This is a genomic window from Hyphomonas oceanitis (assembly GCF_036964545.1).
GTDB classification, from domain to species: domain Bacteria; phylum Pseudomonadota; class Alphaproteobacteria; order Caulobacterales; family Hyphomonadaceae; genus Hyphomonas; species Hyphomonas oceanitis.
Genome location: NZ_JBALTL010000006.1, coordinates 87,464 through 112,318, shown reverse-complemented (window position 1 = coordinate 112,318; position 24,855 = coordinate 87,464). Strand labels below are relative to the sequence as shown.

The following is a 24,855-nucleotide window of genomic DNA, read 5'->3' as shown; positions in this document are numbered from 1 at the left end:
GCCGCCATGTTTACAGGTCTCGTCACTGACGTCGGAACGGTCCGCAAGGCCGAGCCGCGCAACGGTCTCATCCGGTTTGAGGTCGAAAGCGGCTACCCGCTCGAAGACATCGCCATGGGCGCATCCGTCATGCATTCCGGCGTTTGCCTCACGGTTGTGGACATGGGACAGGCCGAGCGCGGCGCCTGGTTCGCCGTCGAGGCCGTGCCTGAAACCCTCTCCAAGACCGTTCTCGGCGAGTGGAAAGCCGGCTCCCGCGTCAATCTCGAGCAGAGCCTCAAGCTCGGCGACGAGCTGGGCGGCCATTTCGTGTTCGGCCATGTCGACGGCGTCGGCGAGGTCGTCTCCATCGAACCCGAAGGCCAGAGCTGGCGCCTGACGATCCGTCCGCCTGCCGAAATTGCCCGCTATTTTGCCACCAAGGGTTCGGCCTCCATCAATGGCGTTTCCCTCACCGTCGCTGCGGCCTTGCCGAATGGCGACTTCCAGATCGCGATCATTCCGCACACATGGGAGGTGACGACCCTGTCGGACCTCACGCCCGGCGCACATGTGAACCTTGAGATCGACATGCTCGCGCGCTACGTGGCGCGCATGATTGGCGCCGATGCGCCGGAAGGACCCTCTACTCATGTCTGAAAGTTTCCACGACGCCATTTCCTCGATTGACGAGATCATTGAGGACGCTCGCAACGGGCGCATGTATATCCTGGTCGATGCCGAGGATCGCGAGAACGAGGGTGATCTGATCATCCCCGCAACCTTTGCGACACCCGAACAGGTCAACTTCATGGCCCGCCATGGCCGCGGCCTGATCTGCCTCGCCATGACGCAGGAGCGCGCCCACACGCTGCGCCTCGACATGATGACCCGCAACAACCGGGAAAGCATGCAGACCGCCTTCACGGTGTCCATCGAGGCCAGGGAAGGCGTAACCACCGGCATTTCCGCACATGACCGTGCCCGCACGATCGCCGTTGCTATCGATCCGACGACAGATGACGACGATATTGTCTCGCCCGGCCACGTTTTCCCGCTGGTCGCCAAGGACGGCGGCACACTGGTCCGCGCAGGGCATACAGAGGCCGCAGTCGACATTTCGCGCATGGCCGGTCTCTATCCTGCTGGCGTGATCTGCGAGATCATGAACGAAGACGGCTCGATGGCGCGCCTGCCAGACCTGGTTGCCTTCGCCCAGCTCCACAATCTCAAGATCGGTACGATTGCCGATCTCATCGCCTGGCGCCGCCAGAATGATCGTTTCCTTGAGCGCCGCGTCGAAGCCGTGCTGAACTCCACCTATGGAGACGGCTTCAAGACGGTCTGCTTCCGCAACACGCTCGACAATTCGGAACACATCGCCATTGTCCATGGCGACATCAAGCCGGACTCCAATACGATCGTCCGCGTTCACCGCACCGACGTGCTGGCTGACATTCTCGGCGAAACCGGTCCGCGTCAGGGCCTTGTCGGAAAAGCCATGCGCATCATTGCCGAGGCTGAAGAGCCGGGCGTCGTCGTTTTCGTCAATTCCATGCATCCCAACGTGATTGCAGAGCGTCTTGGCCTTAAGAGCAGCACGCCGCGCGATCCTTCCGCACCCTTGCGGGAATATGGCGTCGGGGCCCAAATTCTACGGGAATTGGGCGTTCGTCGCATGACTTTCCTGTCCGATACGCAGCCAACCCGCGTTGCAGGGCTTGACGGATACGGCTTGACCATAGAGGGCTGGCGCCGCTTGAACGAGGAGACAAAATAATGGCAGACCGCGTCCTTATTGCCATTTCACGCTATTACAAACACATCAGCGACGAGCTGGAGCTTGGCGCGATGGAAGTGCTTGAAGCTGCCGGTGCAAAAGTCACCGTCATGGAAGTGCCCGGTGCTTTCGAACTGCCGGGCCTTATCGCCATGGCAGCCGACAGCGGCCGCTTCGATGGCGCCGTTGCGCTCGGCTGCGTCATTCGCGGCGAGACCTCGCACTATGATTACGTTTGCGGCGAAAGCGCCCGAGGTCTCATGGACCTCATCGTCCAGCGCCGTCAGGCCATCGGCTACGGCATTCTGACCGTCGAAAATGGCGATCAGGCCTGGGTCCGCGCTGACCGCAAGCAGAAGAACAAGGGCAAGGACGCCGCTGAGGCGTGCCTCTCGATGATCAAGTTCCGCAAGGAACTCATTCGTTGAGCGATCAAAAAGTCCCTTTTGAAGTCATCCGAGCGCGCCGTGCTGGCGCCCGGCTGGCGGCTGTTCAGGCGCTCTATGAAATGGAGCAGACGGAGAAATCCGCCAAAGCGACCATCCGCGCCTTCATGGAAGACCGTCTCGGCATCGGCCCGGACGAGCGCCCCATCGAGGAAGCAGACCCCGACCTGTTCAAGTCCATCCTGAACGCGGTGGTCGCCCATCAGGTCGCCATCGATACGGCCATTCTCGCCCGCCTTGCGGACGGCTGGAAACTGACACGTCTCGACTCGACGACGCGCGCCATCCTGCGCGCAGGCGCCGCTGAGTTCATCGCGCATCAGGAATTGTCCAGCGCGGTCATCCTCGATGAATATGTCTCGCTGGCCTATGACTTCTTCGACGAGACCGAAGCGAAGTTCGTCAACGCCGTGCTTCAGAATGTCGGGCAGGATCTCCGGGCGGCTTAAGCCGCCTGGTCCGCACTCCGCGCCCAGGTCCGCACTTCCTCAACGAACAGCTCTGGCGCTTCCATGGCCGCAAAATGCCCGCCATGGCTCAACTCGTTCCAGTGCGTGATATTGTAGGCCCGCTCTGCCCAGCTGCGCGGCGGCGCCGCGTAGATTGTCTCGCCGGGGAAGTTTGCAAAACCAGTCGGCGTTTCACAGCGCTTGCTATCGGGCAGGCCAACGCCGCCTTCCTGGAAGAGGGCGTTGTAGTACCAGACGCTCGTCGCAATGGCGTCGTTCACGAGGTAGATCATCACGTTCGTCAGCAACTGGTCCTTGGAGTAGACACTGAACAGGTCGCCATCCTTCAGGTCTGACCAGCCGTGAAACTTCTCCAAAATCCACGCGGCCGTCCCCATGGGCGAATCCATCAGCGCCATGGCCAGCGTCTGCGGCTTGGTCGCCTGTTCCATCAAATAGGCTCCCTCGCGCTGCATGGCGGCCTGCGACGCGTTCAGCCAGTCGGTCTCTTCCTGCGATTGCGGCGTGGCCGGGTTTGGCCGGAAACCCATCATGTTCAGGTGGATGGCCTTGCAGCCGCCCTTCTTGTCATGCGTGCCATGATTATAGCCGAGCCATGACGTGACGAGGCCACCCCAGTCGCCGCCCTGCGCCAGATAGGTCTCGTAGCCGAGCACGTCCTGCATCAGCGTGTTCCACAGCTTCGCGGTCGCGCGCTGGCCCAGCGGTGATTTCGGCTTCTCGGAAAATCCGTAGCCGGGCAGGGACGGAATAATGATGTCGAACGCGTCTTCGGCCTTGCCGCCATGCTTGGATGGATAGGCGAGGGGACCGATCGCTTCCCAGAACTCGAAGAACGAGCCCGGCCAGCCATGCGTCAGCAGCAGCGGCCGGCTGCCGCCCGCTTCGCCGATCACATGCACGAAGTGTATCTCCAGTCCGTCGACATCGGCCTTGTAGCTTTGATAGCGATTAAGGTCGGCCTCGGCCTCGCGCCAGTCATAACCGGCCAGCCAATAGCGCTGCAGGTCCTTCATCACGGGGGTCGACATGCCATAGGCAAAGCCCTGCTCGTTCGCAGGGGCGGGGAACCAGGGGTAATTCTTGACCCGCTCCATGATTGCCTCGATCTTCTTGTCGGGCACATCAATCCGGAATGGCTTTGGTCTGGGCATGCTGTCGTCCTCCTGAGAGGAAAGCATACGCGCAATGACATGTCCGCGCGAGCCGGACGCAGGGTCAGGTCAGACCGAGAAACTCGTCCCGCAACCACAGGCCGCCGTGGCGTTCGGATTCTTGATCTTGAACGCCGCGCCAATCAGCTCGGTCGAAAAGTCGATCTCGGCGCCGTGGAGGAATTCGAGGCTCATTTCGTCGATCAGTACATGCGCGCCATCGCGCTCGACCACCAGGTCGTCGGCATTGGCCGCATCGGCAAAGTCGAACTTGTAGGAAAAGCCCGAACATCCGCCGCCTTCAACGGACACGCGCAGGAAGGCTGCGCCGTCCTGTTTGGCCAGAATCGCATTAATCCGCTTGGCAGCGGAGGCGGACAGGGTCACATCAGGGGCTGTTACGGTGCTCATGCACACAAGATAGGGACGAATTGGCCAATGGAAAAGAGAGCAGTGTTTGCGACGCGTCACGAAGACAGCCGCGGGCGCTATCATGAGGAGGCCCCGTCTGCGACCCGCACGCCGTTCCAGCGTGACCGCGACCGGATCGTCCACTCCACCGCTTTCCGCCGCCTGAAGCAGAAAACGCAGGTTTTCGTGGCCCATGAGGGCGATCATTACCGCACCCGCCTTACGCATTCCCTCGAAGTCGCCCAGATCGCCCGCAGCATTGCCCGCACCCTTGGTCTCGATGAAGACCTCGCCGAAGCCCTGGCGCTCGCCCATGATCTCGGCCATCCGCCCTTCGGCCATGCCGGCGAAGACCAGCTCGACGAATGCATGAAGGAGTATGAGGGTTTCGACCACAACGCCCAGACCCTGCGAATCGTCACCAAACTTGAAGTGCGCTACCCCAATTTCGACGGCCTGAACCTCAGCTGGGAAATGCTGGAAGGCCTCGTGAAGCACAACGGCCCCGTCACAGGCCCCGATACGCCGATCAGCAGCCTTCCCGCCGCCTTCCGCAACTTCCACCAGCTAGCCGACCTCGAGCCCGACCAGTTCGCCGGCCCGGAAGCGCAGGTCGCCGCCCTGTCCGACGACATCGCCTACAACAATCATGACATCGACGACGGCATCGCCTCAGGCCTCTTCACCATTGACGACCTGAAAGACATCCCCGTTGTCGGCGACGCCTTCCGCGGTGTCCGCGTGGAATACCCCCATCTCAGCGACCGTATGGTCACCTACGAAGCCGTCCGGCGCCTCATCGGCATCTGGATCAACGACGTCACCGACGAAACCCGCCGCCGCATCGCCCTGCATCAGCCCCAGAGCGCCGCTGAAGTGCGCGCCATGGATGTGCCGCTCGTCGCCTTCTCGGATGCGCTGGCCGAGCGCCAGCGTCCCCTCCGGGCGTTCCTCTACGAACGCATGTACAAGCACTACAAGGTCAACCGCATGCGCAGCCAGGCCAAGCGCCTGCTCGCCGACCTGTTCGACATCTTCCTCGCCGAGCCCGAAACCCTGCCGCCGCCCTGGCGCCACGACGCAGCGCAGGTCACCGAAGGCCGCCGCGCCCGCATCGTTTGCGACTATATCGCCGGCATGACCGACACGTTCGCCATGGAAGAGCACCGCCGCCTGTTTGATCCCAGCGGCATGCGCTGATGGGCGATTGAATACAGTCCGCCCGGGCAAATCCCGGCAATGTTCAAGCGTCATTAACGAAACAGCCCCTAATATTAACCTCAGCAACTTGTTCTGAAGGAAGTATTCCATGGGCAGATCACGCAACGGGGGCGATTATTCGCCTTTCGAGGATGACTACCGGGGATTCGAAATCCGCGATGATGAGACCGCCCGTGGGCCGCTCATACTGGCGCTGGCCATCGGCGTCCTGCTCGTTTTCGGTGCCGTCGTCTGGAACACGTATCGCCAGGGCGTCCGCGCCAATGGCGCCGGGATCCCCAGTGTTATCGCCGATTCCCAGCCCTACAAGCGCACCCCTGAGGATCGCGGCGGCATCGCCGTGCCCGACACCGACAAGCGCTTCTACGACCAGATGGACGCCTCCGACCGCCCCGCCGCGCAGGATGCCGAACTGGCGGATGAAGAGCGCAGCACAGAGTTCCTGCAAGGTGGCCCGCCCATAGAGCTCCGGCCGGGAATCGAATCAGCCGGCGCCGACGAGACAGACCCCGAAAACGGCATGCCGAACGCCGTTGCAGACCAGGTGAAGGCGCTGGCCGACCTTGATTCCCGCCCGGCCGAATCGGATGAAGACCTTGAAGTCGCTGCCGTAAACCCGGTTCCGATGCCGATGGCGGCCCAGCCCATGCCCCGGCAACAGGCCATGTCCGAGTTCGAATTCGCCGCCAATGGCGCTTTCATGGTTCAGGTCGCCGCTTTCCGCTCCGAAGAGGCGGCTGAAACTGCATGGCGTAAGGCATCCAGCAGCAGGCCCGACATCTATCAGGGCGCTTCGAAGCACATCCAGCGGGCTGATCTTGGCGCCAAGGGTGTGTTTTACCGCTTGCGCGTAGGCACCTTTGCCGAAAGATCGGAAGCTTCGGCCTTCTGCGATGCGCTCAAGGCTTCTGGCGAAAACTGCATTGTGGTGACTGGATAGTGAATAAGGCTTGCATCCTCAGCATCTCCGGCGCGCAGCTGACTTCGGGGGAAAAGACCCTCTTCGCCACACAAAATCCGTGGGGCGTCATCCTGATGGGCCGCTCCTGCGTATCGAAAACGCAGATCCGCGCGCTGGTCAGCGATATCTGGAATGCCACTGGCCGCGAGACACTCATCTTCATCGATCAGGAAGGCGGCCGCGTCGCCCGCCTCAAGGCGCCGGAATGGCCGCTTTTCCCGCGCGGTGAAGACTATGCGCTCCTCTACAAGGCAGACCCCGAGCGCGGCCGCGAGGCCGCATGGCTGGGGCACCGCCTCATCGCCGCCGAATTGGCCTCCATGTCCATCCATGCCGACTGCGCACCCGTCGTCGACCTGCCAGTGCCAGGCGCGCATGACGTGATCGGCGACCGGGCCTTTGGCACCGAGCCGGAGCAGGTCGCAGACCTTGCCCGCGCAGCGCTCAAGGGCCTTGCCGATGGCGGTGTTGCGGGCGTCGTAAAGCACATTCCGGGGCATGGTCGCTCCATGTCGGACAGCCATCTGGAACTGCCCCGCGTTATGGCCAGTGAGCAGGAATTGGCCAAGGATTTCGACGCCTTCGCACGGCTCGCCGACGCGCCGATGGCGATGACGGCCCATATTGCCTATGACGCGATCGATCCCGGTGTGGCCGCCACCCTGTCGCAAAAGCTTATTCAAGGCATCATTCGCGAGCGAATCGGGTTTGATGGCCTGCTGATGAGTGATGATCTGGGGATGAGGGCGCTGGGCGGCAGCCTGACGACGCGTGCGGACGGGGCAATTGCCGCCGGCTGTGACATGCTGCTGCACTGTTCCGGCTTCCTGAAAGACGACGAAGCGATCCTCGCCGAGATGACCGAAGTGGCCGAAGCCTCGCCACTTCTCGCCGGCAAGGCGCTCCAGCGCGCTGACCGTGCCGAGGCCATGGCGACGAATGAGCAACCCTTTGACGCTGAGGCCGGCTGGGCCCGTTTCCACCAACTCTTTCCCGATTTCAGGGCGATGGCATGAGCGTGGACGCCATCTCCATTGATGCGCTGTCGGCAGACGCGCAGGACGCCGAAGCGGGGGATATCTTCCGCGTCGATGTCGATGGCTATGAAGGCCCGCTCCACCTCCTGCTAGAGCTGGCCCGCCGCCAAAAGGTAGACCTGCTCCACCTGTCCATCCTCGACCTCGCCGTCCAGTATCTCGGCTTCATCGAGGACGCGAAGTCCAAACGCATGGATCTTGCGGCAGACTATCTGCTGATGGCCTCATGGCTCGCGTACATGAAGTCACGTCTCCTCCTGCCCAAGCCCGAAAAGCTGGATGAGGACGAGCCAAGCGGCGAGGAAATGGCTGAGCGGCTGGCTTTCCGCCTGAAGCGTCTCGATGCCATGCGCACCGCCGTTGAAGAGCTTGAGGCCGGCCCGATCCTCAACAATGTCATCTTCCTGCGCGGACGGCCTGAACAGCCTGTCGTCGTCAAGCATACCGAGTTCAAGGCCTCGCTCTTTGAGCTGACCCAGGCCTTTGGCGCCATTCGTGAGCGTAAGGAAAAGGAAGCGCCTCACAAGATTGAGCAGCAATTCGTCTTGCCGCTGGAACTGGCGCGCACCACACTGCGCGCACTACGTAGCCAGCTCACCCAGTGGTCAACACTCGACGAGATCCGGACAACGATGACGGATGTCGATCCGGACCTGCCGCCAAGGTCCGTCACCGCCAGCGTCTTTTCGGCGGCTCTTGAACTCGCCCGTGACGGCGAAGTCGATGTGCGCCAGGACGCCCACTTTGCGCCACTATACCTGCGTAATGCAGCAACCAACCCCGGGGAGGGCAGGGATGCAACCGCTTGAGAAGTTTGAAATGATGGATGATTCACAGGAAGAGACGCGGGATCCCATGGCCCAGCTGTCCTTCGCCTACAAGCGCTCCGAAGCGGCGCTGGAAGGCGGAATGCAAGAGGCCTTGTCGGAAGGAATCCGCCGCGCAGAGGCCATCCTGTTCGCCGCGGGTGAGCCCCTGTCGGCTGACCAGATCGCCGAAATCCTGCCGCACGGTGTCGAGTCCGCTGAAGTGCTTATGTCGCTGCGCGCAATGTATGCCAATCGCGGCGTGAACCTCGTCGAAGTCGCTGGCAAATGGCGTTTCCAGACGGCGCAGGACTTGGCCTATCTCTTTGTCGAGGAACGTCAGGTCCAGAAGAAGCTGGGTCAGGCTGCGCTCGAAACACTCGCGATCATCGCCTATGGTCAGCCCGTCACCCGCGCCGAGATCGAGGCCGTCCGCGGCGTCGCCGTCGCCAAGACAACCATCGACTCCCTCATGGAAGCCGGTTGGGTGAAGATCAAAGGTCGCCGCAAGACACCCGGCCAGCCCATGACCTATGGCACTACCGATGCCTTCCTTGAACATTTCGGTCTCGAAAGCCTCGACACCTTGCCCGGCAAGGCAGACCTCGAAGCTGAAGGCCTGCTCTCCGATGTCATCCCATCCGGCTTCCAGATGCCGGACGAGGAGGCGCTCAACGAGGAAGACGTCCTGATCGACGATCGCCACGACGCCGAAACCGTCGACGCCTTCGTCACCGACTACATGGACATTGAGGACGCGGACGCGCCTGCAGATGACACTGAAGCGAGCGCGTCTGATGAGGCCGAACCGGATGATGCCGAATTGGAACTGACTGAAGGCGCAATTGCTGGCGAGGCAGAAGACGACGAGTCTGAAGACAGTTCGGTCAGCGTTTTTACTTATCTGAAGCCGCGCCCCACGACGCCTGAGGAAGACGAGGATTTCGACCGCGCAGCGGTCAAGGCCGCCGTCATCCAGCTCGCTTCCAATCCGCGTGAGCCGCAACGCCCGATGAGCGACTGGGATGATGAGGAATAGGTCACACGACCGGCGGCTCTAATCTGAACCGTCTTTCCTCATCGAACAGTCCGAGGATGTCATCCTCCGCAGTCCCTGCGCCGATATTATGAAGCACGTAATGATGTCCCATGGCCGTCACCCGGTCGGACACGATTCCGATATGCGGCAGGCTGCCATTGAGGCGCATTGTATAGAGGTCGCCCGGCTGCCAATCCGTCAGTGAGGCGGGAGTGGGCAAGGCTTCTCCATGCCGACGGAAATAGGTCTCGAGGTTCGGCACCCGGCGATGGTCGATATTCCTGTCCGTCCGCGTCAGGCCCCAAGTCTTTGGATAGGCGCTGAACGCTGCTTTCATGTCCTCATGAACGGCTGATTGCAGGTCGAGGTCGAACGCGTCCCGATACGCCCTGATCACGACATCCGTACACACACCCCGCTCACGCGGCACATCGCCATTCGGATAGTCGAGGCTGACATAGGCCGGGTCATAGCTCACCGTGATTCCGATCTGCTGGCGCGCGGCGAGGATAAGCCGCGTCTCCCAGGGCACCAGTCGCTCACCCGTGACGCTCGGGAGGAGGGGGAGGGCCACAAGGCCGGACAAGGCGGCACGACGCGTGATCATGGCCCTAGAAAGCACCGCCTTGCGGCAGGATTAGGTTGCAAATGGGCCGGGAATGGTCACGGAAGGGTCCGGGAATGGACTCGGAAGTCCACCGGAAGGCCCGGGAACGGACTCTTAAAAGCCCTTCAGCTCCGCAATCTCGTCCAGATCAGCCCGCTCCGCACGCAGCGCATTGACCTTGTGATCTGGATCCGGAACGCCAACAGCCATCGCGCACCAGACCATTTCCGTCTCGCCCAGCCCGAAATGCTCCTTCAGCATCGGCCGCAAAATGCCCCAGCATTCCTGCATGCATGTCCCCCATCCGCGCTCCTCTGCGAGCAGGGCCAAAGTTTGCATGTACATGCCGGTATGGCCCCACTGGCCGTGGCCCATACGCTCATCAATCACAATGAACACTGCAGCAGGCGCGCCGAAGAAGCGGTAATTGTTGGCAAACCAGGCAAGCTTTGCCGGCCGGTCGCTGCGCGGGATTTCCAGCGCCTCGTACATCATCTCTCCCACACGCCGGCGGCGCGCCTCATGCGGCTCCCACAGGTCCTTTGGATAGATCGCCCGGTCCGTCGGCTGGCCAGCAGGGCTGTCCTTCAGCACATCAGCGGCCTTGGCGATCACCGCATCCTTCGCCTCCCCCGAAACCACAATCACCCGCCAAGGCTGCACATTCCCCCCCGAAGGCGCCCGCTGCGCTGCGGTCAGCCAGTCACGAACATCGGCTTCGGAAAGCGCGTCAGGTTTGAAGGCCCGCGTTGAAATGCGCTGGGCGACAGCGGTAGAAACATCCATGAAAAAACCTCCCATCAGGATCTGATGGGAGGTTTATCAGGCTTTGCGCGGCGTCAGCCAACACGCTTATTTCGGATGGCAGATAACCGGCATCCAGGTGTAGCCCTTCACGAACGCGCCGGAGGTAAGCGATGGCTCATCCAGCACTTCAATATGGCTGAAGCGCTCCATGATCTCCTGCCACAGGATCTGCAGCTGCAGCTCCGCAAGGCGGTTGCCGACGCAGCGGTGGATGCCGAAGCCGAACGAGATGTGGCGACGGGCATTCTCGCGGTCGATAATGTAGTCGTTGGGTCGATCCCAGAAGCGCTCATCGCGGTTGCCGGAGACATACCACATGGCGACCTGGTCGCCCTTGTGGATCGTCTTGCCGCCCATCTCGACGTCTTCCAGCGCTGTGCGGCGCATGAAGGCCAGCGGCGTCTGCCAGCGGATCGTTTCCGACACCATGTTCGGGATCAGCGAATGATCAGCTTTCAGTTTCTCATATTCGGACGGGAACTTGTTCAGGGCGTAGACCGAACCCGTCATCGAGTTGCGGGTCGTGTCATTGCCGCCGACGATGAGCAGGATGACGTTACCCAGCAGCTCCATTGGCGTCATGTTGCGGGTCTTCTCACCATGCGCCAGCAAGCTGATGAGATCGTTCTTTTCGTCCATCGCGCCGCGTTCCTGGAACAGGCCCATAAACGTGGTGAGGCAGGTCATCATCTCCTGCTTCCACTGTTCTTCCCCACCGGGGCAAATGTCAGGATTGTTCATGTTCGTCGCGACGTCAGACCAGCGAGTCAGGTCGCGGCGACGCTCGTAAGGATAGTCAAACAGGGTCGCCAGCATCATCGTGGTCAGTTCGACCGAGACGGTATCGACCCAGTCAAAAGGTTCTCCGACGGGCAGGCTGTCCAGCAGGCCCTGTGTCCGCGAACGAATCAGGGATTCGTATTCCTTGAGCATGTTCGGCGCGACGGCCGGCTGGACTGTCTTGCGCTGTTCGGAGTGGCGCGGCTCATCCATCGCGATGAACATCGGCATCTCGAAATCTTCAAGCGGCTCACCGAGTGTGATGCCACCGTGCTCCCAGCTCGACGAGAAGCGCTTGTGGTCCGTGTCGATGGCCATGATGTCTTCATAGCGTGTGATGGACCAGTAGGGCCCAACGAAGCTGTCCGGGGTGAAATGGATGGGGTCTTCGTTGCGAAGGCGCTCAAGCAGCTCCCAATATTTGCCCTGACGCCAGATTTCCGGATCAACAATGTCGACGGTTTTGATGTCGACGCTGGACGCAGGCGGCACCTCTTCGCCAACGCGGAGATAGCCGGGATGCAAGGGTTCGCGGTCCGAAACCTTGGGACGCTTCAGTGCGGGGTGATCAATGCTCTGTGCAGTATCTGCAGCCATTTCTTTTCCTCCGGAGCATCCTTCAACCGGATGCCAGTTTTGATGTCTGGAAGAATTTAACATAGCCCGGATAAAAAAACCATGACGCAGGCGTCATTTATTTTTGGTAACCCGAATTCAGGCCAAATACCGTTCGCTACGGGCGCTGATCAGGGCCGCCCGGATGGCCGTTAAAAGTGATTTGCGCTCGGGAAGTGTCAGGAAACGTCCAATGACATAGGCCGTCCGTCCGTGCTCGATTCGCAGCCAACTGGTCGATTCGACGGGCTCATCGAGTTCCACCCGGGCGAAGGCCGAGGGAAGTTCCACACGTCGCTCGGAGCCATCCGCCTTGCGATGGAAGAGATGCACCGACTTCCCGGTGATGGTGATGCGAGTTTCTTCCCGCTGACGACGGAAGGACCAGCGAAAGGCCAGGTAGATCGCCAGAGCATCCAGGCCGAAGAATCCCACGACAGGGAAGGCGCCCATGGAGAGAAACGCCATTCCGCTGACAAAACTCGCGACGCCGACGACACTCATGATGATGGCAAAGCCACGCGGGCTCAGCGACCTGTTCGGGGTCAGCAGCGCATCCAGATAAACGACTTCGTCAATTTCGCTCATGCAGGAATATCTAGCACGCCCTTGCATGCTGCAAAGTGCGACTTAGACAGTCCTGCATGCCAAATGACGCACCCTCCAAGCCGAAGACCCGGAAAAAGCGGGCTCCAAGAACATTCGGTCCGGAAAAAGCGCATGCGCTATATAAGGCGCTCGCTGAAGACAGGCCGGAACCCCGCACCGAACTGGACTTCACGAGCCCCTATACGCTGGTTGTCGCGGTCGCCCTGTCTGCGCAAGCGACCGATGTCGGGGTGAACAAGGCCACCGCCAAACTCTTCGCTGTCGCAGACACGCCTGAAAAGATGCTGGCGCTGGGCGAAGAGGGGGTGGCTGGATACATCCGCACCATCGGGCTTTGGCGCAACAAGGCCAAGAACGTCATCGCACTGAGCCAGATGCTCCTGGACGAATTCGGCGGCGTTGTGCCGGAAACGCGAGATGAGCTTGAGCGCCTGCCGGGCGTCGGCCGCAAGACAGCCAATGTAGTGCTGAACGAGGCTTTTGGCGTGCCGACGATTGCCGTGGATACCCATGTGTTTCGGGTGGCAAATCGGACAGGCTTGGCGCCAGGCAAGACGCCTGAGCAGGTCGAGGCGGGGCTCGAGCGCGCGACGCCGACCGAATACAAGCAGGGCGCCCATCACTGGCTGATTCTGCATGGCCGTTACGTCTGCAAGGCGCAGACGCCGGAATGCTGGCACTGCGCCATAGCAGATCTGTGCCGTCACAAGCCCAAAACGCCGGACCCTGCGACTGTCTCTCGCCTCGGTCCGCGTCATTAAACGCCACCTGTTTAGGCAGGCTTGTCGCAGATTATTCTCAAGGTATACGCGCCATCAAGTGGCCATGGTTCCGTGAGTCGATGGTCTGAATTTGCCACCAGAACTTATCCGATAAATCCAGGAGTCTTCGCAATGCGTCCACTGAACCAGTCATCATTCATCCTTGCATCTGTCGGCGCCGCTCTTGTGGCCGTTGCGCCGGCTTACGCTCAGGAAAAGGATGGCTGGAGCGGCGAAGCGGCCTTAAATGCGGGTTACACGACCGGCAATACTGAAACGACTGATCTGGGCCTCGGCGTTGATGTCGCGCGCACGGCGGGTCTTTGGAGAGTCGAACTGGTCGCGGACGGCGAATATGGCGAACAGGATGGCATCGAAAGCCGGAACCGCTACTTCTTCTCGGGTGATGTTGATCGCCTTCTGAACGAAAAACTCTTCAGCTTTGGTCGGACCTCTTATGAGGTCGATCAGTTCACAGGATTCGATAGCCGTACCTTTGTGGGTGGCGGCCTAGGCTATCATATCCTCAATGGTGAGAAGGCAAGCTGGACCGTTCGCGGCGGCCCGGGTGTCAAGATTGACGAAGTGAAACGCACTGTCGTGACGAATTCAGATGGCGTCGTGATCGTCACGCCAGCGGAAACCGTGACGTCTATCGGTGCGGTGGCGCGCTCTGAATTTGGCTATCAATTCAACGATAATGTCAAACTCGCGAACGAGACGGACGTGCTGTACGGGGAAACATCCACGCAGATTGAAAATAGCATTGCGCTGACGGCTTCCGTTTCAAAATCCTTCTCCGCGCGCATGTCCTTCAATGTCCGCTACGACACCAACCCGGCTGACGGTTTCGAGGACACTGACACCGCGCTGAAAGTTGCGCTCGTGTATGGCTTCGGGAAGTAGGGCCGCACCCGAGGAAATATAGCGTAAAGTATGCGCTCGGAATTTCAGCGAAGGGCTTTAGGCCTCGATCCTGATTTGCCGTGCGATCGCTGCCGCCATTCGCTTGCCAAGCTCGGGCCCTTCGATGGGATAGAGATAGGGCTCGATCAGTTCCAGCTCCATTAGAAGGAGTTGGCCATTTTCCGCGCGCAGCATGTCGACGCGGCCGTAGAGGGGCGTTTGGTCAAGTGTGCCAATTATAGCCTGCGCGGCGGCCAGGTCCCGTGAGGACGGGACAATCGGTTCTTCCTGCCCGCCATATTCGGATTGGATCCTGTAGTCGCCGTCTGCGGCACGCTTGATCAGGGCATGACTGAACTGGCCGTCAATAAAGATGAAGCTGATCTCGCCTTCGGTCTGGATCATGTTCAGGAAGGGCTGGACCATCATCGGGTGCGCAACTGCGGGAATCGTCTCTCCGCGCTTGAGGCGGAACTGGTCCCGGGCGCCGGCGCCAATCTGGCGCTTGAAGACGAGGTCGTCACTGCCAAGCACGTCGAATGCCCCCGAAGCAGTATCCGGCGTCACCTTGTCCAGCCAGAGGGTCGGGATCAGGTTTGCGCCTTTCGCTTCAAGGTCTTTCAGGTACGTCTTGCGGCTGTTCCAGCGCACCATGTCTGCGGAGTTGAACAGGCGCGTGCGCTTGCCAATGGCCTCCAGGGTATTGAGGAACTGATCAATACGGTCCCAATAGTCCCAGGTTGTGCCGATGATGGCGGCGCCAAACGATCCCCAATCCGCGTCTGGATCATCCCAGGCGACATCGACAACGCTCATGCCCTTTTCGGCAAAAGCCGGCACGAGTGAACGCATCATATAGTCATGTTCGAAAGCATCACTACGACGAACGGGTGAACCTGGCAGCGTGACTCGGGAGGCAATGTAAGCGATTTTCATGGCGAGCGGTTTAGCATGGCGCGCAGTTGCGTCCAGCGCCCATGTCTGGCAATCGGCGGGCTTGGTTTTCAAGGCTAAGAAAATATGACTTCCACCCGTTATGATGTTGTCGGCCTCGGCAATGCGATCGTTGATGTTCTTTCCAGCGCGGATGGTGCGTTCCTGAAATCATGGGATATCCAGAAAGATGCCATGACGCTGATCGAGGAGCCTCGCGCAGAGGAACTTACGGCAGAGGCGAAGAACCCGATCATCACGTCAGGCGGAAGCGGTGCAAACACCATAGCGGGCGTATCGAGCTTCGGCGGCAGCGCTGCTTATATAGGCAAGACAGCCAATGATGATCTCGGCCGCCAGTTTCGGGAAGAAATGACCAAAACAGGCGTGCCTTTCGCGACCCATCCGCTCGAGGATGGGCCGGCAACGGCTCGGTGTATCATCTTTGTCACCGACGACGGCGCGCGCAGCATGAACACATTTCTTGGCGCTTCAGTTCTCTTCTCCAAGGAGGATGTCGACGAAGAGGTCGTCCGCGAAGGTCGCATACTCTACCTCGAAGGCTATCTGTTCGATAAGGACGACGCCAAGGCCGCCTTCATCCACGCGTCTGAAATTGCCAAGTCCGCAGGCCGACTTGTTGCCCTGACGCTTTCGGACAGCTTTTGCGTGGATCGCCACCGGGAGAGCTTCCTGCATCTGGTTCAGGGCCATGTCGATATTCTCTTCGCCAACGAGGAGGAGCTCCTGTCCCTCTACCAGACGCGTGACTTTGATGAAGCCATTGCGCGCCTTCAGGCTGATACGGCGATCGCCGCCGTGACGCGGAGCGAAAAAGGCTCCGTTGTGATCGGTGACGGCGAGCCTCTGACGGTTGCGGCTGAGCCGGTGGCAAAAGTGGTCGACACAACAGGTGCCGGCGATCAGTACGCCGCTGGCTTCCTTTTTGGGTACGCGCGCGGCTTGCCGCTGGCGACCTGCGCACGGCTTGGCCATATCGCGGCGGCTGAAGTCATCAGCCATTTTGGCCCACGTCCGGAAGTCTCGCTTGCAGGCCTCGCTGAAGCGGCAGGTATCAAGCTTTAGAACGCGACCAGATACCGTGACGCGGTAAGCCCAACAAGAACGAATCGCCCCATAGTGCTGTTTCAGAACTTGCTGGGAATCGGCGCAGGGGATCCCGTATGAAATGGTCAGAGCTCTCGGATAACTGGTGCCCGGTCGCGCGGACGCTGTCCGTGCTGGGTGACCGCTGGACGCTTCTCATTTTGAGGGACTGCCTCCTCGGCCTCTCGCGGTTCGAGCAATTTGCGGAATCAAGCGGGATGACGCGGCACATACTCGCTGACCGGCTCAAGCGCCTTGTCGAAGCAGGCATTCTGGTCCGAAACCCGTATTCAGAAGCGCCCAAGCGTTATGACTACGTTCTCACAGAGAAGGGCCAGGAACTCGCCCCAGCGCTCATGACCCTGCGAGATTGGGGCAAGAAGCATTTGCCGGTGCGACGGGCCAGCGCGAGCTAATCGCCTCTATTAGAGAATGAACTTGGAGAGGTCCGCGTTGCCGGCAAGGCTCGCCACGCGTTCGTTCACATAGTCCGCCGTAATCGTGATGGTTTCGCCAGACTTGTCAGGTGCGTCGAAGCTGATCTCATCCAGAAGCCGTTCCAGCACGGTCTGCAGGCGCCGGGCGCCGATATTCTCCACCGAGTTGTTCACCGCTTCCGCGAGGTCTGCGAGCCGGTCGATGGCCGCATCCTCGAAGACCAGTGTTACATTTTCCGCCGCCATGAGCGCCTCATACTGGCGCACAAGGCTCGCCTCCGGTTCCACAAGGATACGCCTCAGGTCGTCACGTGACAAAGGCTCGAGTTCGACGCGGATCGGCAGACGGCCCTGTAATTCCGGCAGCAGGTCTGATGGCTTGGAGACATGGAACGCGCCAGACGCGATGAACAGGATATGGTCTGTCTTGACCGCGCCGCGTTTGGTGGACACGGTTGTGCCTTCGATCAGCGGCAGCAGGTCGCGTTGCACACCTTCCCGGCTGACATCGGCGCCGCCCCGGTCCTTGCGTGCGGCCACCTTGTCAATTTCGTCGAGGAAAACGATGCCGTCCTCTTCGACAGCCTTCACGGCCTCGCGGATGATGGCATCCTCGTCGAGCAAGCGGTCTGCTTCTTCATCCAGGAGAGGGCGGTGGGCCTCCTTCACAGTCGTGCGAACGCGCTTGGTGCGCCCGCCGCCCATGGCCTTACCGAGCATGTCCGACAGGTTGATCATGCCCATCGAGCCGCCTTGCCCCGGAATATCGAGCATCTGCATGGCATTGCCTGAGTCGGTGAAATCGATATCCACCGGCTTGTCGTCGAGTTCGCCTGCGCGCAATTTGCGCCGAAAGGCTTCGCGTGTGGACGCTTGAGACTCAGCGCCCACAAGGGCGTCCAGAAGGCGTTCTTCCGCCGCATCCTTGGCCTGCTGCGCCACGCCAGCCCGTTTCTGCTCTCGAATCATGCCGATGGCAGCTTCGACCAGGTCGCGAATGATCTGTTCGACATCTCGTCCGACATAACCGACTTCAGTGAACTTGGTCGCTTCCACCTTCAGGAATGGCGCATTGGCGAGCTTGGCCAGGCGGCGGGAAACTTCAGTCTTGCCCACGCCTGTGGGGCCGATCATCAGGATGTTTTTGGGTGTAATCTCGTTGCGAAGCGCTTCAGGCGCCTGCTTGCGGCGCCAGCGGTTGCGCAGGGCAATCGCCACGGCGCGCTTTGCGCCAGTCTGGCCAACAATGTGCCGGTCAAGCTCGGCAACGATCTCACGTGGTGTCAGGTTTTGCATTCAGATATTCCGGAACTGCTTTGCCATCAGGTCTGCATCAGACCAGAAGGGGAGGCGATTAAAGGTCGAGCGTTTCGAGCGTGAAGTTGGCGTTAGTGTAGACGCAAATATCAGCGGCAATCTGCATCGCCTTGCGACCGATGACTTCCGCATCCTCTTCATAATCATAGAGGCCCCGCGCGGCAGCCAGCGCATAATTGCCGCCTGACCCAACGGAGACCACATTGTGCTCAGGCTCAAGCACATCACCCGCGCCGGTGATCACGAGCGTGACCTCCTTGTCAGCCACGATCAGCAGGGCTTCAAGTTTTTGTAGGTATTTTTCAGTTCGCCAGTCCTTAGCCAACTCAACGGCGGCCCTCTGGAGTTGGCCCGGGTGCCGTTCCAGCTTGGCTTCAAGCCGCTCGAAAAGTGTGAAGGCGTCTGCTGTCGCGCCCGCAAAGCCAGCGAGAATCTCGCCGCCTGCAATGCGTCGCACTTTACGTGCATTTCCCTTCATAATGGTTTGACCCATTGAGACTTGTCCGTCGCTCAGCATGGCGAGCTTACCGGATTTTCGAACGGCGAGGATCGTTGTCCCGTGCCAGATCGCTTCAGATTCATTGCGCTGTTTCATGTCCCAAGATGTGGCCGATCAGGCCCTTTGGTGCAAGACATGTGCGGTCATCTGTCATGCCTGTCACAATTGTCACATAACTGTCGCGGAGCAGCATTAAGGGAAGCCACATTAACGGGGAATTCGAACTGGATGATTCAGCAGCTCGGTCACTTGCCCATGGGATGGCTTTTGCTGGCATTGCTCGCGATGCTGGCATCGGGCGGCTTTTTCGTTGGCCGGGTCCAAGCCGAACGATTCAGCGGTGCCACAGGATCTATCCGGGTCCATTCCCGACCCAATTATCACGGCTACTATGTTGCCATGTGGACCTTTGTCCCGGCGCTGGTCGTGGCGCTGGCCTACGCAATGCTGGGCGAGGGCATAGTCCGGTCGCTGCTTGCCGGGGAGTTGCCAGCCAATTTCCAGAGCATGCCGTCTGTCGAGTTGGACGTTTACCTGGACTCAATCGCGCGTGCCGCATTTGACCACGGCTATGGCGGCGCAGACCGCGTGTTCTCAGCCATCGCCAATCGATTTCTTGAACTGCAGGGCATGGTGAAGGCTTCAGCCATCGGGCTGGCCCTGATCAGCGCAGCGTGCGGCTTTTTCCTGGCGCGTCGCAAGGTGGCTCCTGGCTTCCGGGCCCGCAATCGGGTCGAGGGGGGCATAGAGCTCTTCCTGTTCCTGTGTGCCGGCATCGCAATCGCTACAACTGTCGGCATTGTCGCGTCGTTGCTTTACGAAAGCCTGCGGTTTTTCTCGGAGATCCCATTCTGGGATTTCCTGTTCGGTACGCGCTGGAACGCGCAGACAAGCGCAGAGTTTGGCGCCCTCCCTCTGTTCTATGGCACGTTCATGATCGCGCTGATCGCCATGCTCATCGCAGCGCCTGTCGGTCTGTTTGCGGCGATCTACCTTTCCGAATATGCCGGGCCAACCGTGCGGGCCTGGGTGAAGCCGGTCCTTGAGGTGCTCGCCGGTATCCCGACGGTCGTTTATGGCTTCTTCGCTTTGCTTGTGGTCGCGCCAGCGATCCGGGCGGTCGCTGTCTGGATCAACATGACCCTGATGTCTGCGGGCATCACGGCAGAGCCGCTTCTGGCGGCCCAGCCAACCAGCGCGCTGGCGGCCGGGCTCGTCATGGGCATCATGGTCATCCCCTTTGTCTCGTCCCTCTCCGACGATGTGATCAATGCTGTTCCGCAAACGCTGCGCGATGCCGCCTACGCCATGGGCGCGACGAAATCAGAGACGGTAAAGCATGTCGTCCTGCCGGCCGCTTTGCCTGGGATTATTGCGTCGCTGCTGCTGGCTGTCTCCCGCGCGATCGGTGAGACGATGATCGTGGTGATGGCGGCGGGACAGCGGGCGCGCATCTCGCCCGATCCGACGGCTGACCTGACGACGATTACCGTTCAGATCGTTGCCCTTCTGACCGGGGAAACAGAGTTCGATAGCCCGAAGACGCTGTCTGCCTTCGCACTGGGGCTTGTCCTGTTTGTCATTACCCTCTTCTTCAACCTCATCGCCCTTCGGGTCGTTCAGAAGTATCGTGAAAAATATGACTGACGCCGCACCAGCCCCCTTCCGGAACGAAAAAGCGTTGAAGCGCCTGAAGAAGCGCCGGGCAGCCGATACGCGTTTCAAATTCTATGGCATGTCCGCGATTGCCTTCGCATTGGCGGCTCTATCGCTGTTGATCATATCGATCCTGTCTCAAGCGATGTCGGCCGCTACCTATCATGTTGTTCGCTACGATGTGGTGCTTGATCCGGCCGTCATCGCCCCTCCCGGGAAAGACAAACCGGCGGATGTGGCGCGCAATATCGATGGCTTTTACGAGTTGCTGCGGGACAACCTGTTGCAAACATTTCCGAATGTGAAGGGCAACCGGCTTGAGACGCGCCAACTCGGTGATCTTCTGACACGGCTGGCCGTGCTGCCTGTGGCGAAATCCGTCGCGGCGAACCCGACACAAATCGGTCAGGAGATGACCATCAAGGTGCCGCTCAATGACGATCTGGACCTGTATCTCAAAGGGGCGGTTTCGCCCGAAGCGCGTCTCAAACTGGGCACTGTCGCGCAGGGCCTTGAGACGGCACCGGGACGTGTAACGCTTTCAGGCGAAAACGCTTTCAAAGGCCTGCAATCGCTCATTGCGGCACAGCGCGCCGAAGTGGGGGATGCGGTTGATGCGCGCTCAATTCTTGTGACCTCAGGCTCGGCGACAGGCCGTGTTGTGAACATGAGCACTGACACTTTGGAGATGGACCTGCTTACGGGAAACGCTTCGGAATTCCAGGGGTCCCGTCCCTTGGCGCGTGTCATCGCCTTGCCGGAAGCTCAACGGAATGTCTACGACGACCAGATCGCCTGGACCCTTGCCCTGAAAGACATGGGGCGCATTTCACGCGTTCCTCACTTCAGCCTTCTCACGCACACAGACAGCACTTATCCGGAACTGGCAGGTGCACTGGCCGCCATTGTGGGTTCACTACTGACAATGCTCGTTACGGCTTTCATCGCCATTCCAGTAGGCATTTTCGCGTCGGTCTATCTTGAAGAGTTTGCACCGCGTAACCGGCTCACTGAGATCATTGAGGTCAACATCAACAATCTGGCCGCCGTACCTTCGATTGTCTTCGGCTTGTTGGGGGCGGCCGTTTTTCTGGGCTTTTTCGGATTACCACGCTCGGCGCCCCTTGTTGGCGGCCTTGTGCTTGCGCTGCTGACTTTGCCAACGATTATCATCGCTTCGCGCGCTGCGCTCAAATCGGTGCCGCCATCCATTCGCGCGGCTGCTTTGGGGGTAGGGGCCTCCAAGATGCAATCGGTTTTCCATCACGTATTACCCGTAGCGGGGCCCGGTATCTTTACCGGCGCTATTCTCGGCATGGCGCGTGCGCTGGGTGAGACGGCGCCCTTGCTGCTGATCGGAATGGTGGCGTTTGTGGCAGACGTACCCACAGGCCCGACGGATGAATCGACGGCTTTGCCTGTTCTGGTATATAGTTGGGCAACGCATGCAGAGCGCGCTTGGGAGCCGATGACGGCAGCGGTGATCGTCATCCTCCTCATGTTCCTAATCACGATGAATGGTATTGTCGTATTCCTGCGACGCCGGTTCGAGCGGAGATGGTAATGGAAACCACAATCACTGAAAGCCGCGAAACACTGACGGCAGGGACCAGCATGGACGAGACACGGGGCCTCACTTATCCACGGATAGAGTGCAAGAATATCAATGTGTCCTATGGCGACAAGCAGGCCATCTTCGATATTTCGCTACCCATTCCAGACCGTTCCGTGACCGCTTTGATCGGGCCGTCGGGTTGTGGCAAGTCCACCTTCCTGCGTTGCCTGAACCGCATGAATGACACGATCGAGTCCTGCAAGGTGACCGGCGAGATCATCATGGATGGCGAAAACATCAACGACCCGGATATCGACCCGGTTCTGCTACGCTCGCGCGTCGGCATGGTGTTCCAGAAGCCCAACCCATTTCCAAAGTCGATTTTCGACAACATCGCTTATGGCCCGCGTATTCATGGCCTCGCCGAAACACGCGAAGACCTGGACGAAATGGTCGAGAAAAGCCTTCGGCGCGCCGGTCTCTGGGAAGAAGTCAAAGACCGTCTCTCTTCCCCAGGCAATAGTCTCTCCGGTGGACAGCAGCAGCGCCTGTGTATCGCCCGCGCCATCGCTGTGCGCCCTGAAGTCATCCTGATGGATGAGCCTTGCTCTGCGCTGGATCCGGTCGCCACGGCACGTATCGAGGAACTGATCGACGAGCTGCGCAAGCGCTACTGCATCGTCATCGTCACGCACTCCATGCAGCAGGCGGCGCGCGTCTCCCAGCGCACTGCGTTCTTCCATCTCGGTGAACTCGTCGAAATGGGTGAGACGGACCAGATTTTCACCAATCCTCGCGAACGCCGCACCGAGGATTATATCACCGGCAGGTTCGGTTAGGATTTGAATCATGTCTGATCACATTGTTTCCGCATTCACGGACGAACTCGACAAGCTGGCTGCAGACATCCTGCGCATGGGCGGCATCGTCGAGACAATGATCCTCGATGCCTGCTCGGCCGTGAACAAGAATGACGTCGAGCTTGCCCGTGAAGTGGTCGCGCGTGACCCGCAGGTCGACAAATTGGAGGCGGATGTTGAGCGGCAGATCGTCAGCCTTATCGCCCGTCGCCAGCCCATGGCGCACGATCTGAGAGCCGTGTTCTCGGCTCTCAAGGTTGTCGGCGAACTGGAACGCGTCGGCGATCTTTCCAAGAACATCGCCAAACGCGCCCAGCGACTGGATGAGAATGTCGGCCCTTCCATGCGTAAGGGAATCTACCGCATGGCAAGCCCCGTATCGCGCCAGCTGAACATGGTGCTGGACGCCTATGCCACCGGCAATGCCTCAGCCGCCAAGGCAGTCTGGGAAGGCGACGATGATATCGACCAGCACTACAATTCCCTGTTCCGGGAAATGCTGACCTACATGATTGAAGACCCACGCACGATCGGGGCAGGGGCACATATGCTGTTCATGGCAAAGAACCTTGAGCGCATCGGAGACCACTGCACCAATATCGCCGAGTTTGTATATTTCCAGGCGACGGGAGAATATCTTCTGTCAACGGACAGACCCAAAACACCCCAGATAGACGGCTGATGCCGCTAACGAGGACGACAACATGAAACCCTTTGTGCTCATCGCAGAAGACGAGAGCGCCGTCTCTGAACTCCTGCTCTATAACCTCAAGAAAGAGGATTATGACGTCGCCGTCGCCGCGGACGGGGAAGAGGCGCTCATGATGATCGACGAACGCGCGCCGGACCTGATCCTGCTTGACTGGATGCTGCCCAAGGTCAGCGGCATTGAAGTGTGTCGGCGAATTCGCAATGGCGGCGCCAATCCGAATATGCCCATCATCATGCTGACCGCGCGCGGCGAAGAGAGTGACCGTATCCGCGGGCTTGATACGGGCGCGGATGATTATGTCACCAAGCCCTTCTCGACGACCGAGCTGATGGCGCGCGTGCGGGCCGTCCTGCGCCGCATCCGTCCGGGCCTCAAGGAAGACAAGATCACTGTCGGCGACATCATCATTGATCGCGTCGCTCACCGTGTGATGCGTAACGAAGGCGAGATTCATCTCGGTCCGACGGAATTCCGCCTGCTGGATTATTTCATGCAGCATCCCGGTCGGGTCTTCTCCCGCGAACAGCTGCTTGATACTGTCTGGGGCTCTGACGTCTATGTTGAGGCGCGCACGGTCGACGTACATGTCGGGCGCCTGCGTAAGGCGCTCCGTCAGGGCGGCGGCGAGGATCCTATCCGCACCGTCCGCTCTGCCGGCTATGCCCTTCGCGGCGACTAGAAGAGTTCAGCCAGGAAATCTTTCAGGTGCGCAAAGCTGCGCCGGTCGGCGTCGGCATTGTAGACCGTGCCCATCTCGGCATTGTTCGCACCCTCGGTAGTGAAGGCGTGCATGGAATTGCCATGCGCGTGCAGTTGCCAGTCGGCGCCTGCCTCGGTCATCTCCTTCGCGATGGCGAGCACATCATCCGGCTTCGCCATTGGGTCCTGCCAGCCGTGCTCGATCAGTACTTTGGCGGAAATCTTCGGTGAAGAGATGTTCTCCGGCGCGCCGAGCAGGCCATGGAAGGAACATACGCCCAGTACGTCCATACCGGCCCGCGCCATGTCCAGAACGGAGAGGCCGCCAAAACAGTAACCGATTGCGGCAGCCTTGTTGGCATCGACCCCTTCCTGCTGCTTCGCAACGGCTAGCCCGGCCGCAAGCCGCTTTTGCAGCTCGGCGCGATCGCCCGCGAGCGGGTTCATCAGCGCCTGGTTTTCCTCAACCGTCGTGCCGCGCTTGCCCTTGCCGTAAACATCCATGGCAAAGGCGGCATAGCCTAGCTTGTCGACAACAAGCTGCGCCTTCTGACGCTCATTCTCCGCAAGGCCGGCCCAGGCGTGCGCGATAACAACGACCGGGACATTCGACTTGCCTGCCGGTTTCAGAAAGAAGCCCTCATATGGTTTTCCATCAATGCTGTAGTCAACCGTGCTCATATCCATGTTC

The 24,855-nt window shown here is 60.0% G+C and carries 28 protein-coding genes; 18 read left to right on the top strand and 10 right to left on the bottom strand.

The features are described 5' to 3' along the window. The first annotated feature begins 6 nt into the window (after positions 1-6). Genes V7651_RS16085 through nusB form a run of 4 tightly spaced genes read left to right on the top strand, consistent with a single transcriptional unit; the run spans position 7 to position 2,654 of the window. Positions 7-639, top strand: coding sequence for a riboflavin synthase (locus V7651_RS16085; protein WP_335613745.1), 633 nt, complete (start codon positions 7-9; stop codon positions 637-639). Next, entirely contained in the window at positions 632-1,759 is a 1,128-nt protein-coding gene (gene ribB / locus V7651_RS16080; protein ID WP_035541340.1) for a 3,4-dihydroxy-2-butanone-4-phosphate synthase, read from the top strand. The genes V7651_RS16085 and ribB overlap by 8 nt, the downstream gene beginning before the upstream one ends. Continuing rightward, the gene (gene ribH, locus V7651_RS16075; protein WP_034743166.1) at positions 1,759-2,187 is read left to right on the top strand and encodes a 6,7-dimethyl-8-ribityllumazine synthase; all 429 of its coding nucleotides are present in this window, start codon (positions 1,759-1,761) and stop codon (positions 2,185-2,187) included. Before ribB ends, ribH begins: the two co-directional genes overlap by 1 nt. Further along, positions 2,184-2,654: a transcription antitermination factor NusB gene (gene nusB, locus V7651_RS16070; RefSeq protein WP_335590976.1), complete on the top strand. Its 471-nt coding sequence runs from the start codon at positions 2,184-2,186 to the stop codon at positions 2,652-2,654. The genes ribH and nusB overlap by 4 nt, the downstream gene beginning before the upstream one ends. Here the strand turns inward: nusB and V7651_RS16065 are convergent. Beyond that, positions 2,651-3,829 (bottom strand): epoxide hydrolase family protein, encoded by a 1,179-nt coding sequence (locus V7651_RS16065; protein WP_335613744.1) that lies wholly within the window; start codon positions 3,827-3,829, stop codon positions 2,651-2,653. The genes nusB and V7651_RS16065 overlap by 4 nt on opposite strands. Before the next feature lie 69 nt (positions 3,830-3,898). Further along, the gene (gene erpA / locus V7651_RS16060; RefSeq protein ID WP_335613743.1) at positions 3,899-4,240 is read right to left on the bottom strand and encodes an iron-sulfur cluster insertion protein ErpA; all 342 of its coding nucleotides are present in this window, start codon (positions 4,238-4,240) and stop codon (positions 3,899-3,901) included. Between the two features lie 27 nt (positions 4,241-4,267). Here erpA and V7651_RS16055 point away from each other — a divergent pair, with 27 nt between their 5' ends. The 5 genes from V7651_RS16055 (at position 4,268) to scpB (ending at position 9,304) form a co-directional block, all read left to right on the top strand. Next, positions 4,268-5,440 (top strand): deoxyguanosinetriphosphate triphosphohydrolase, encoded by a 1,173-nt coding sequence (locus V7651_RS16055; protein WP_335590973.1) that lies wholly within the window; start codon positions 4,268-4,270, stop codon positions 5,438-5,440. Between the two features lie 109 nt (positions 5,441-5,549). Beyond that, positions 5,550-6,401 carry an SPOR domain-containing protein gene (locus V7651_RS16050; protein WP_035541346.1) on the top strand — a complete coding sequence of 284 codons (852 nt, stop codon included), beginning with the start codon at positions 5,550-5,552 and terminating at the stop codon, positions 6,399-6,401. After that, positions 6,401-7,438, top strand: coding sequence for a beta-N-acetylhexosaminidase (nagZ, locus tag V7651_RS16045; RefSeq protein ID WP_241767088.1), 1,038 nt, complete (start codon positions 6,401-6,403; stop codon positions 7,436-7,438). The genes V7651_RS16050 and nagZ overlap by 1 nt, the downstream gene beginning before the upstream one ends. After that, positions 7,435-8,268 carry a segregation and condensation protein A gene (locus V7651_RS16040; protein ID WP_035541349.1) on the top strand — a complete coding sequence of 278 codons (834 nt, stop codon included), beginning with the start codon at positions 7,435-7,437 and terminating at the stop codon, positions 8,266-8,268. The genes nagZ and V7651_RS16040 overlap by 4 nt, the downstream gene beginning before the upstream one ends. Next, on the top strand, positions 8,255-9,304 hold the full coding sequence (scpB, locus tag V7651_RS16035; protein ID WP_084146456.1) for an SMC-Scp complex subunit ScpB: 1,050 nt from the start codon (positions 8,255-8,257) through the stop codon (positions 9,302-9,304). Before V7651_RS16040 ends, scpB begins: the two co-directional genes overlap by 14 nt. A 1-nt stretch (position 9,305) precedes the next feature. Here the strand turns inward: scpB and V7651_RS16030 are convergent, their stop codons facing one another. The 4 genes from V7651_RS16030 to V7651_RS16015 all read right to left on the bottom strand — a co-directional run bounded on the left by V7651_RS16030 (position 9,306) and on the right by V7651_RS16015 (position 12,701). After that, complete coding sequence (locus V7651_RS16030; protein ID WP_035541351.1) at positions 9,306-9,911, bottom strand: DUF1287 domain-containing protein; 606 nt, start codon at positions 9,909-9,911, stop codon at positions 9,306-9,308. 114 nt (positions 9,912-10,025) lie between these two features. Continuing rightward, a complete protein-coding gene (locus tag V7651_RS16025; protein ID WP_035541352.1) occupies positions 10,026-10,697 on the bottom strand; it encodes a nitroreductase in 672 nt (223 codons plus the stop codon). A gap of 66 nt (positions 10,698-10,763) precedes the next feature. Next, a complete protein-coding gene (locus V7651_RS16020; protein ID WP_335613742.1) occupies positions 10,764-12,095 on the bottom strand; it encodes a cytochrome P450 in 1,332 nt (443 codons plus the stop codon). A gap of 117 nt (positions 12,096-12,212) precedes the next feature. Further along, positions 12,213-12,701 carry a DUF2244 domain-containing protein gene (locus V7651_RS16015; protein ID WP_335590967.1) on the bottom strand — a complete coding sequence of 163 codons (489 nt, stop codon included), beginning with the start codon at positions 12,699-12,701 and terminating at the stop codon, positions 12,213-12,215. 56 nt (positions 12,702-12,757) lie between these two features. On the opposite strand from V7651_RS16015, the gene nth reads away from it, so the two are divergent. Both nth and V7651_RS16005 read left to right on the top strand, forming a co-directional pair. Further along, on the top strand, positions 12,758-13,483 hold the full coding sequence (gene nth / locus V7651_RS16010) for an endonuclease III (protein WP_335613741.1): 726 nt from the start codon (positions 12,758-12,760) through the stop codon (positions 13,481-13,483). 132 nt (positions 13,484-13,615) lie between these two features. Next, positions 13,616-14,389 carry a DUF481 domain-containing protein gene (locus V7651_RS16005; protein ID WP_035539026.1) on the top strand — a complete coding sequence of 258 codons (774 nt, stop codon included), beginning with the start codon at positions 13,616-13,618 and terminating at the stop codon, positions 14,387-14,389. 57 nt (positions 14,390-14,446) lie between these two features. Here the strand turns inward: V7651_RS16005 and V7651_RS16000 are convergent, their stop codons facing one another. Beyond that, on the bottom strand, positions 14,447-15,397 hold the full coding sequence (locus V7651_RS16000) for an ATP-grasp domain-containing protein (RefSeq protein WP_335613740.1): 951 nt from the start codon (positions 15,395-15,397) through the stop codon (positions 14,447-14,449). A gap of 12 nt (positions 15,398-15,409) precedes the next feature. Here V7651_RS16000 and V7651_RS15995 point away from each other — a divergent pair, with 12 nt between their 5' ends. Both V7651_RS15995 and V7651_RS15990 read left to right on the top strand, forming a co-directional pair. Beyond that, a complete protein-coding gene (locus tag V7651_RS15995) occupies positions 15,410-16,408 on the top strand; it encodes an adenosine kinase (protein WP_335613739.1) in 999 nt (332 codons plus the stop codon). Positions 16,409-16,506: 98 nt separating this feature from the next. After that, on the top strand, positions 16,507-16,845 hold the full coding sequence (locus tag V7651_RS15990; protein ID WP_035539030.1) for a winged helix-turn-helix transcriptional regulator: 339 nt from the start codon (positions 16,507-16,509) through the stop codon (positions 16,843-16,845). 9 nt (positions 16,846-16,854) lie between these two features. Here V7651_RS15990 and hslU read toward each other — a convergent pair whose 3' ends face one another. Together hslU and hslV are read right to left on the bottom strand one after the other, a co-directional pair. Next, entirely contained in the window at positions 16,855-18,162 is a 1,308-nt protein-coding gene (gene hslU / locus V7651_RS15985; RefSeq protein WP_335613738.1) for an ATP-dependent protease ATPase subunit HslU, read from the bottom strand. 58 nt (positions 18,163-18,220) lie between these two features. Continuing rightward, positions 18,221-18,778 (bottom strand): ATP-dependent protease subunit HslV, encoded by a 558-nt coding sequence (gene hslV / locus V7651_RS15980; RefSeq protein WP_035539034.1) that lies wholly within the window; start codon positions 18,776-18,778, stop codon positions 18,221-18,223. 132 nt (positions 18,779-18,910) lie between these two features. Here hslV and pstC point away from each other — a divergent pair, with 132 nt between their 5' ends. The 5 genes from pstC to phoB are packed head-to-tail and all read left to right on the top strand — an operon-like array spanning position 18,911 to position 24,144. Next, positions 18,911-20,329, top strand: a complete 1,419-nt coding sequence (pstC, locus tag V7651_RS15975) for a phosphate ABC transporter permease subunit PstC (protein ID WP_335613737.1) — start codon at positions 18,911-18,913, stop codon at positions 20,327-20,329. After that, the gene (gene pstA, locus V7651_RS15970; protein ID WP_335613736.1) at positions 20,322-21,902 is read left to right on the top strand and encodes a phosphate ABC transporter permease PstA; all 1,581 of its coding nucleotides are present in this window, start codon (positions 20,322-20,324) and stop codon (positions 21,900-21,902) included. The genes pstC and pstA overlap by 8 nt, the downstream gene beginning before the upstream one ends. Positions 21,903-21,952: 50 nt before the next feature. Next, on the top strand, positions 21,953-22,732 hold the full coding sequence (gene pstB, locus V7651_RS15965) for a phosphate ABC transporter ATP-binding protein PstB (RefSeq protein ID WP_035539153.1): 780 nt from the start codon (positions 21,953-21,955) through the stop codon (positions 22,730-22,732). Positions 22,733-22,742: 10 nt separating this feature from the next. After that, positions 22,743-23,435: a phosphate signaling complex protein PhoU gene (gene phoU / locus V7651_RS15960; protein WP_034743112.1), complete on the top strand. Its 693-nt coding sequence runs from the start codon at positions 22,743-22,745 to the stop codon at positions 23,433-23,435. 22 nt (positions 23,436-23,457) lie between these two features. Continuing rightward, complete coding sequence (phoB, locus tag V7651_RS15955) at positions 23,458-24,144, top strand: phosphate regulon transcriptional regulator PhoB (RefSeq protein WP_034743109.1); 687 nt, start codon at positions 23,458-23,460, stop codon at positions 24,142-24,144. On the opposite strand, the gene V7651_RS15950 is transcribed toward phoB, so the two are convergent. Continuing rightward, positions 24,141-24,845, bottom strand: coding sequence for a dienelactone hydrolase family protein (locus V7651_RS15950; protein ID WP_335613735.1), 705 nt, complete (start codon positions 24,843-24,845; stop codon positions 24,141-24,143). The genes phoB and V7651_RS15950 overlap by 4 nt on opposite strands. Between the last annotated feature and the right edge of the window lie 10 nt (positions 24,846-24,855).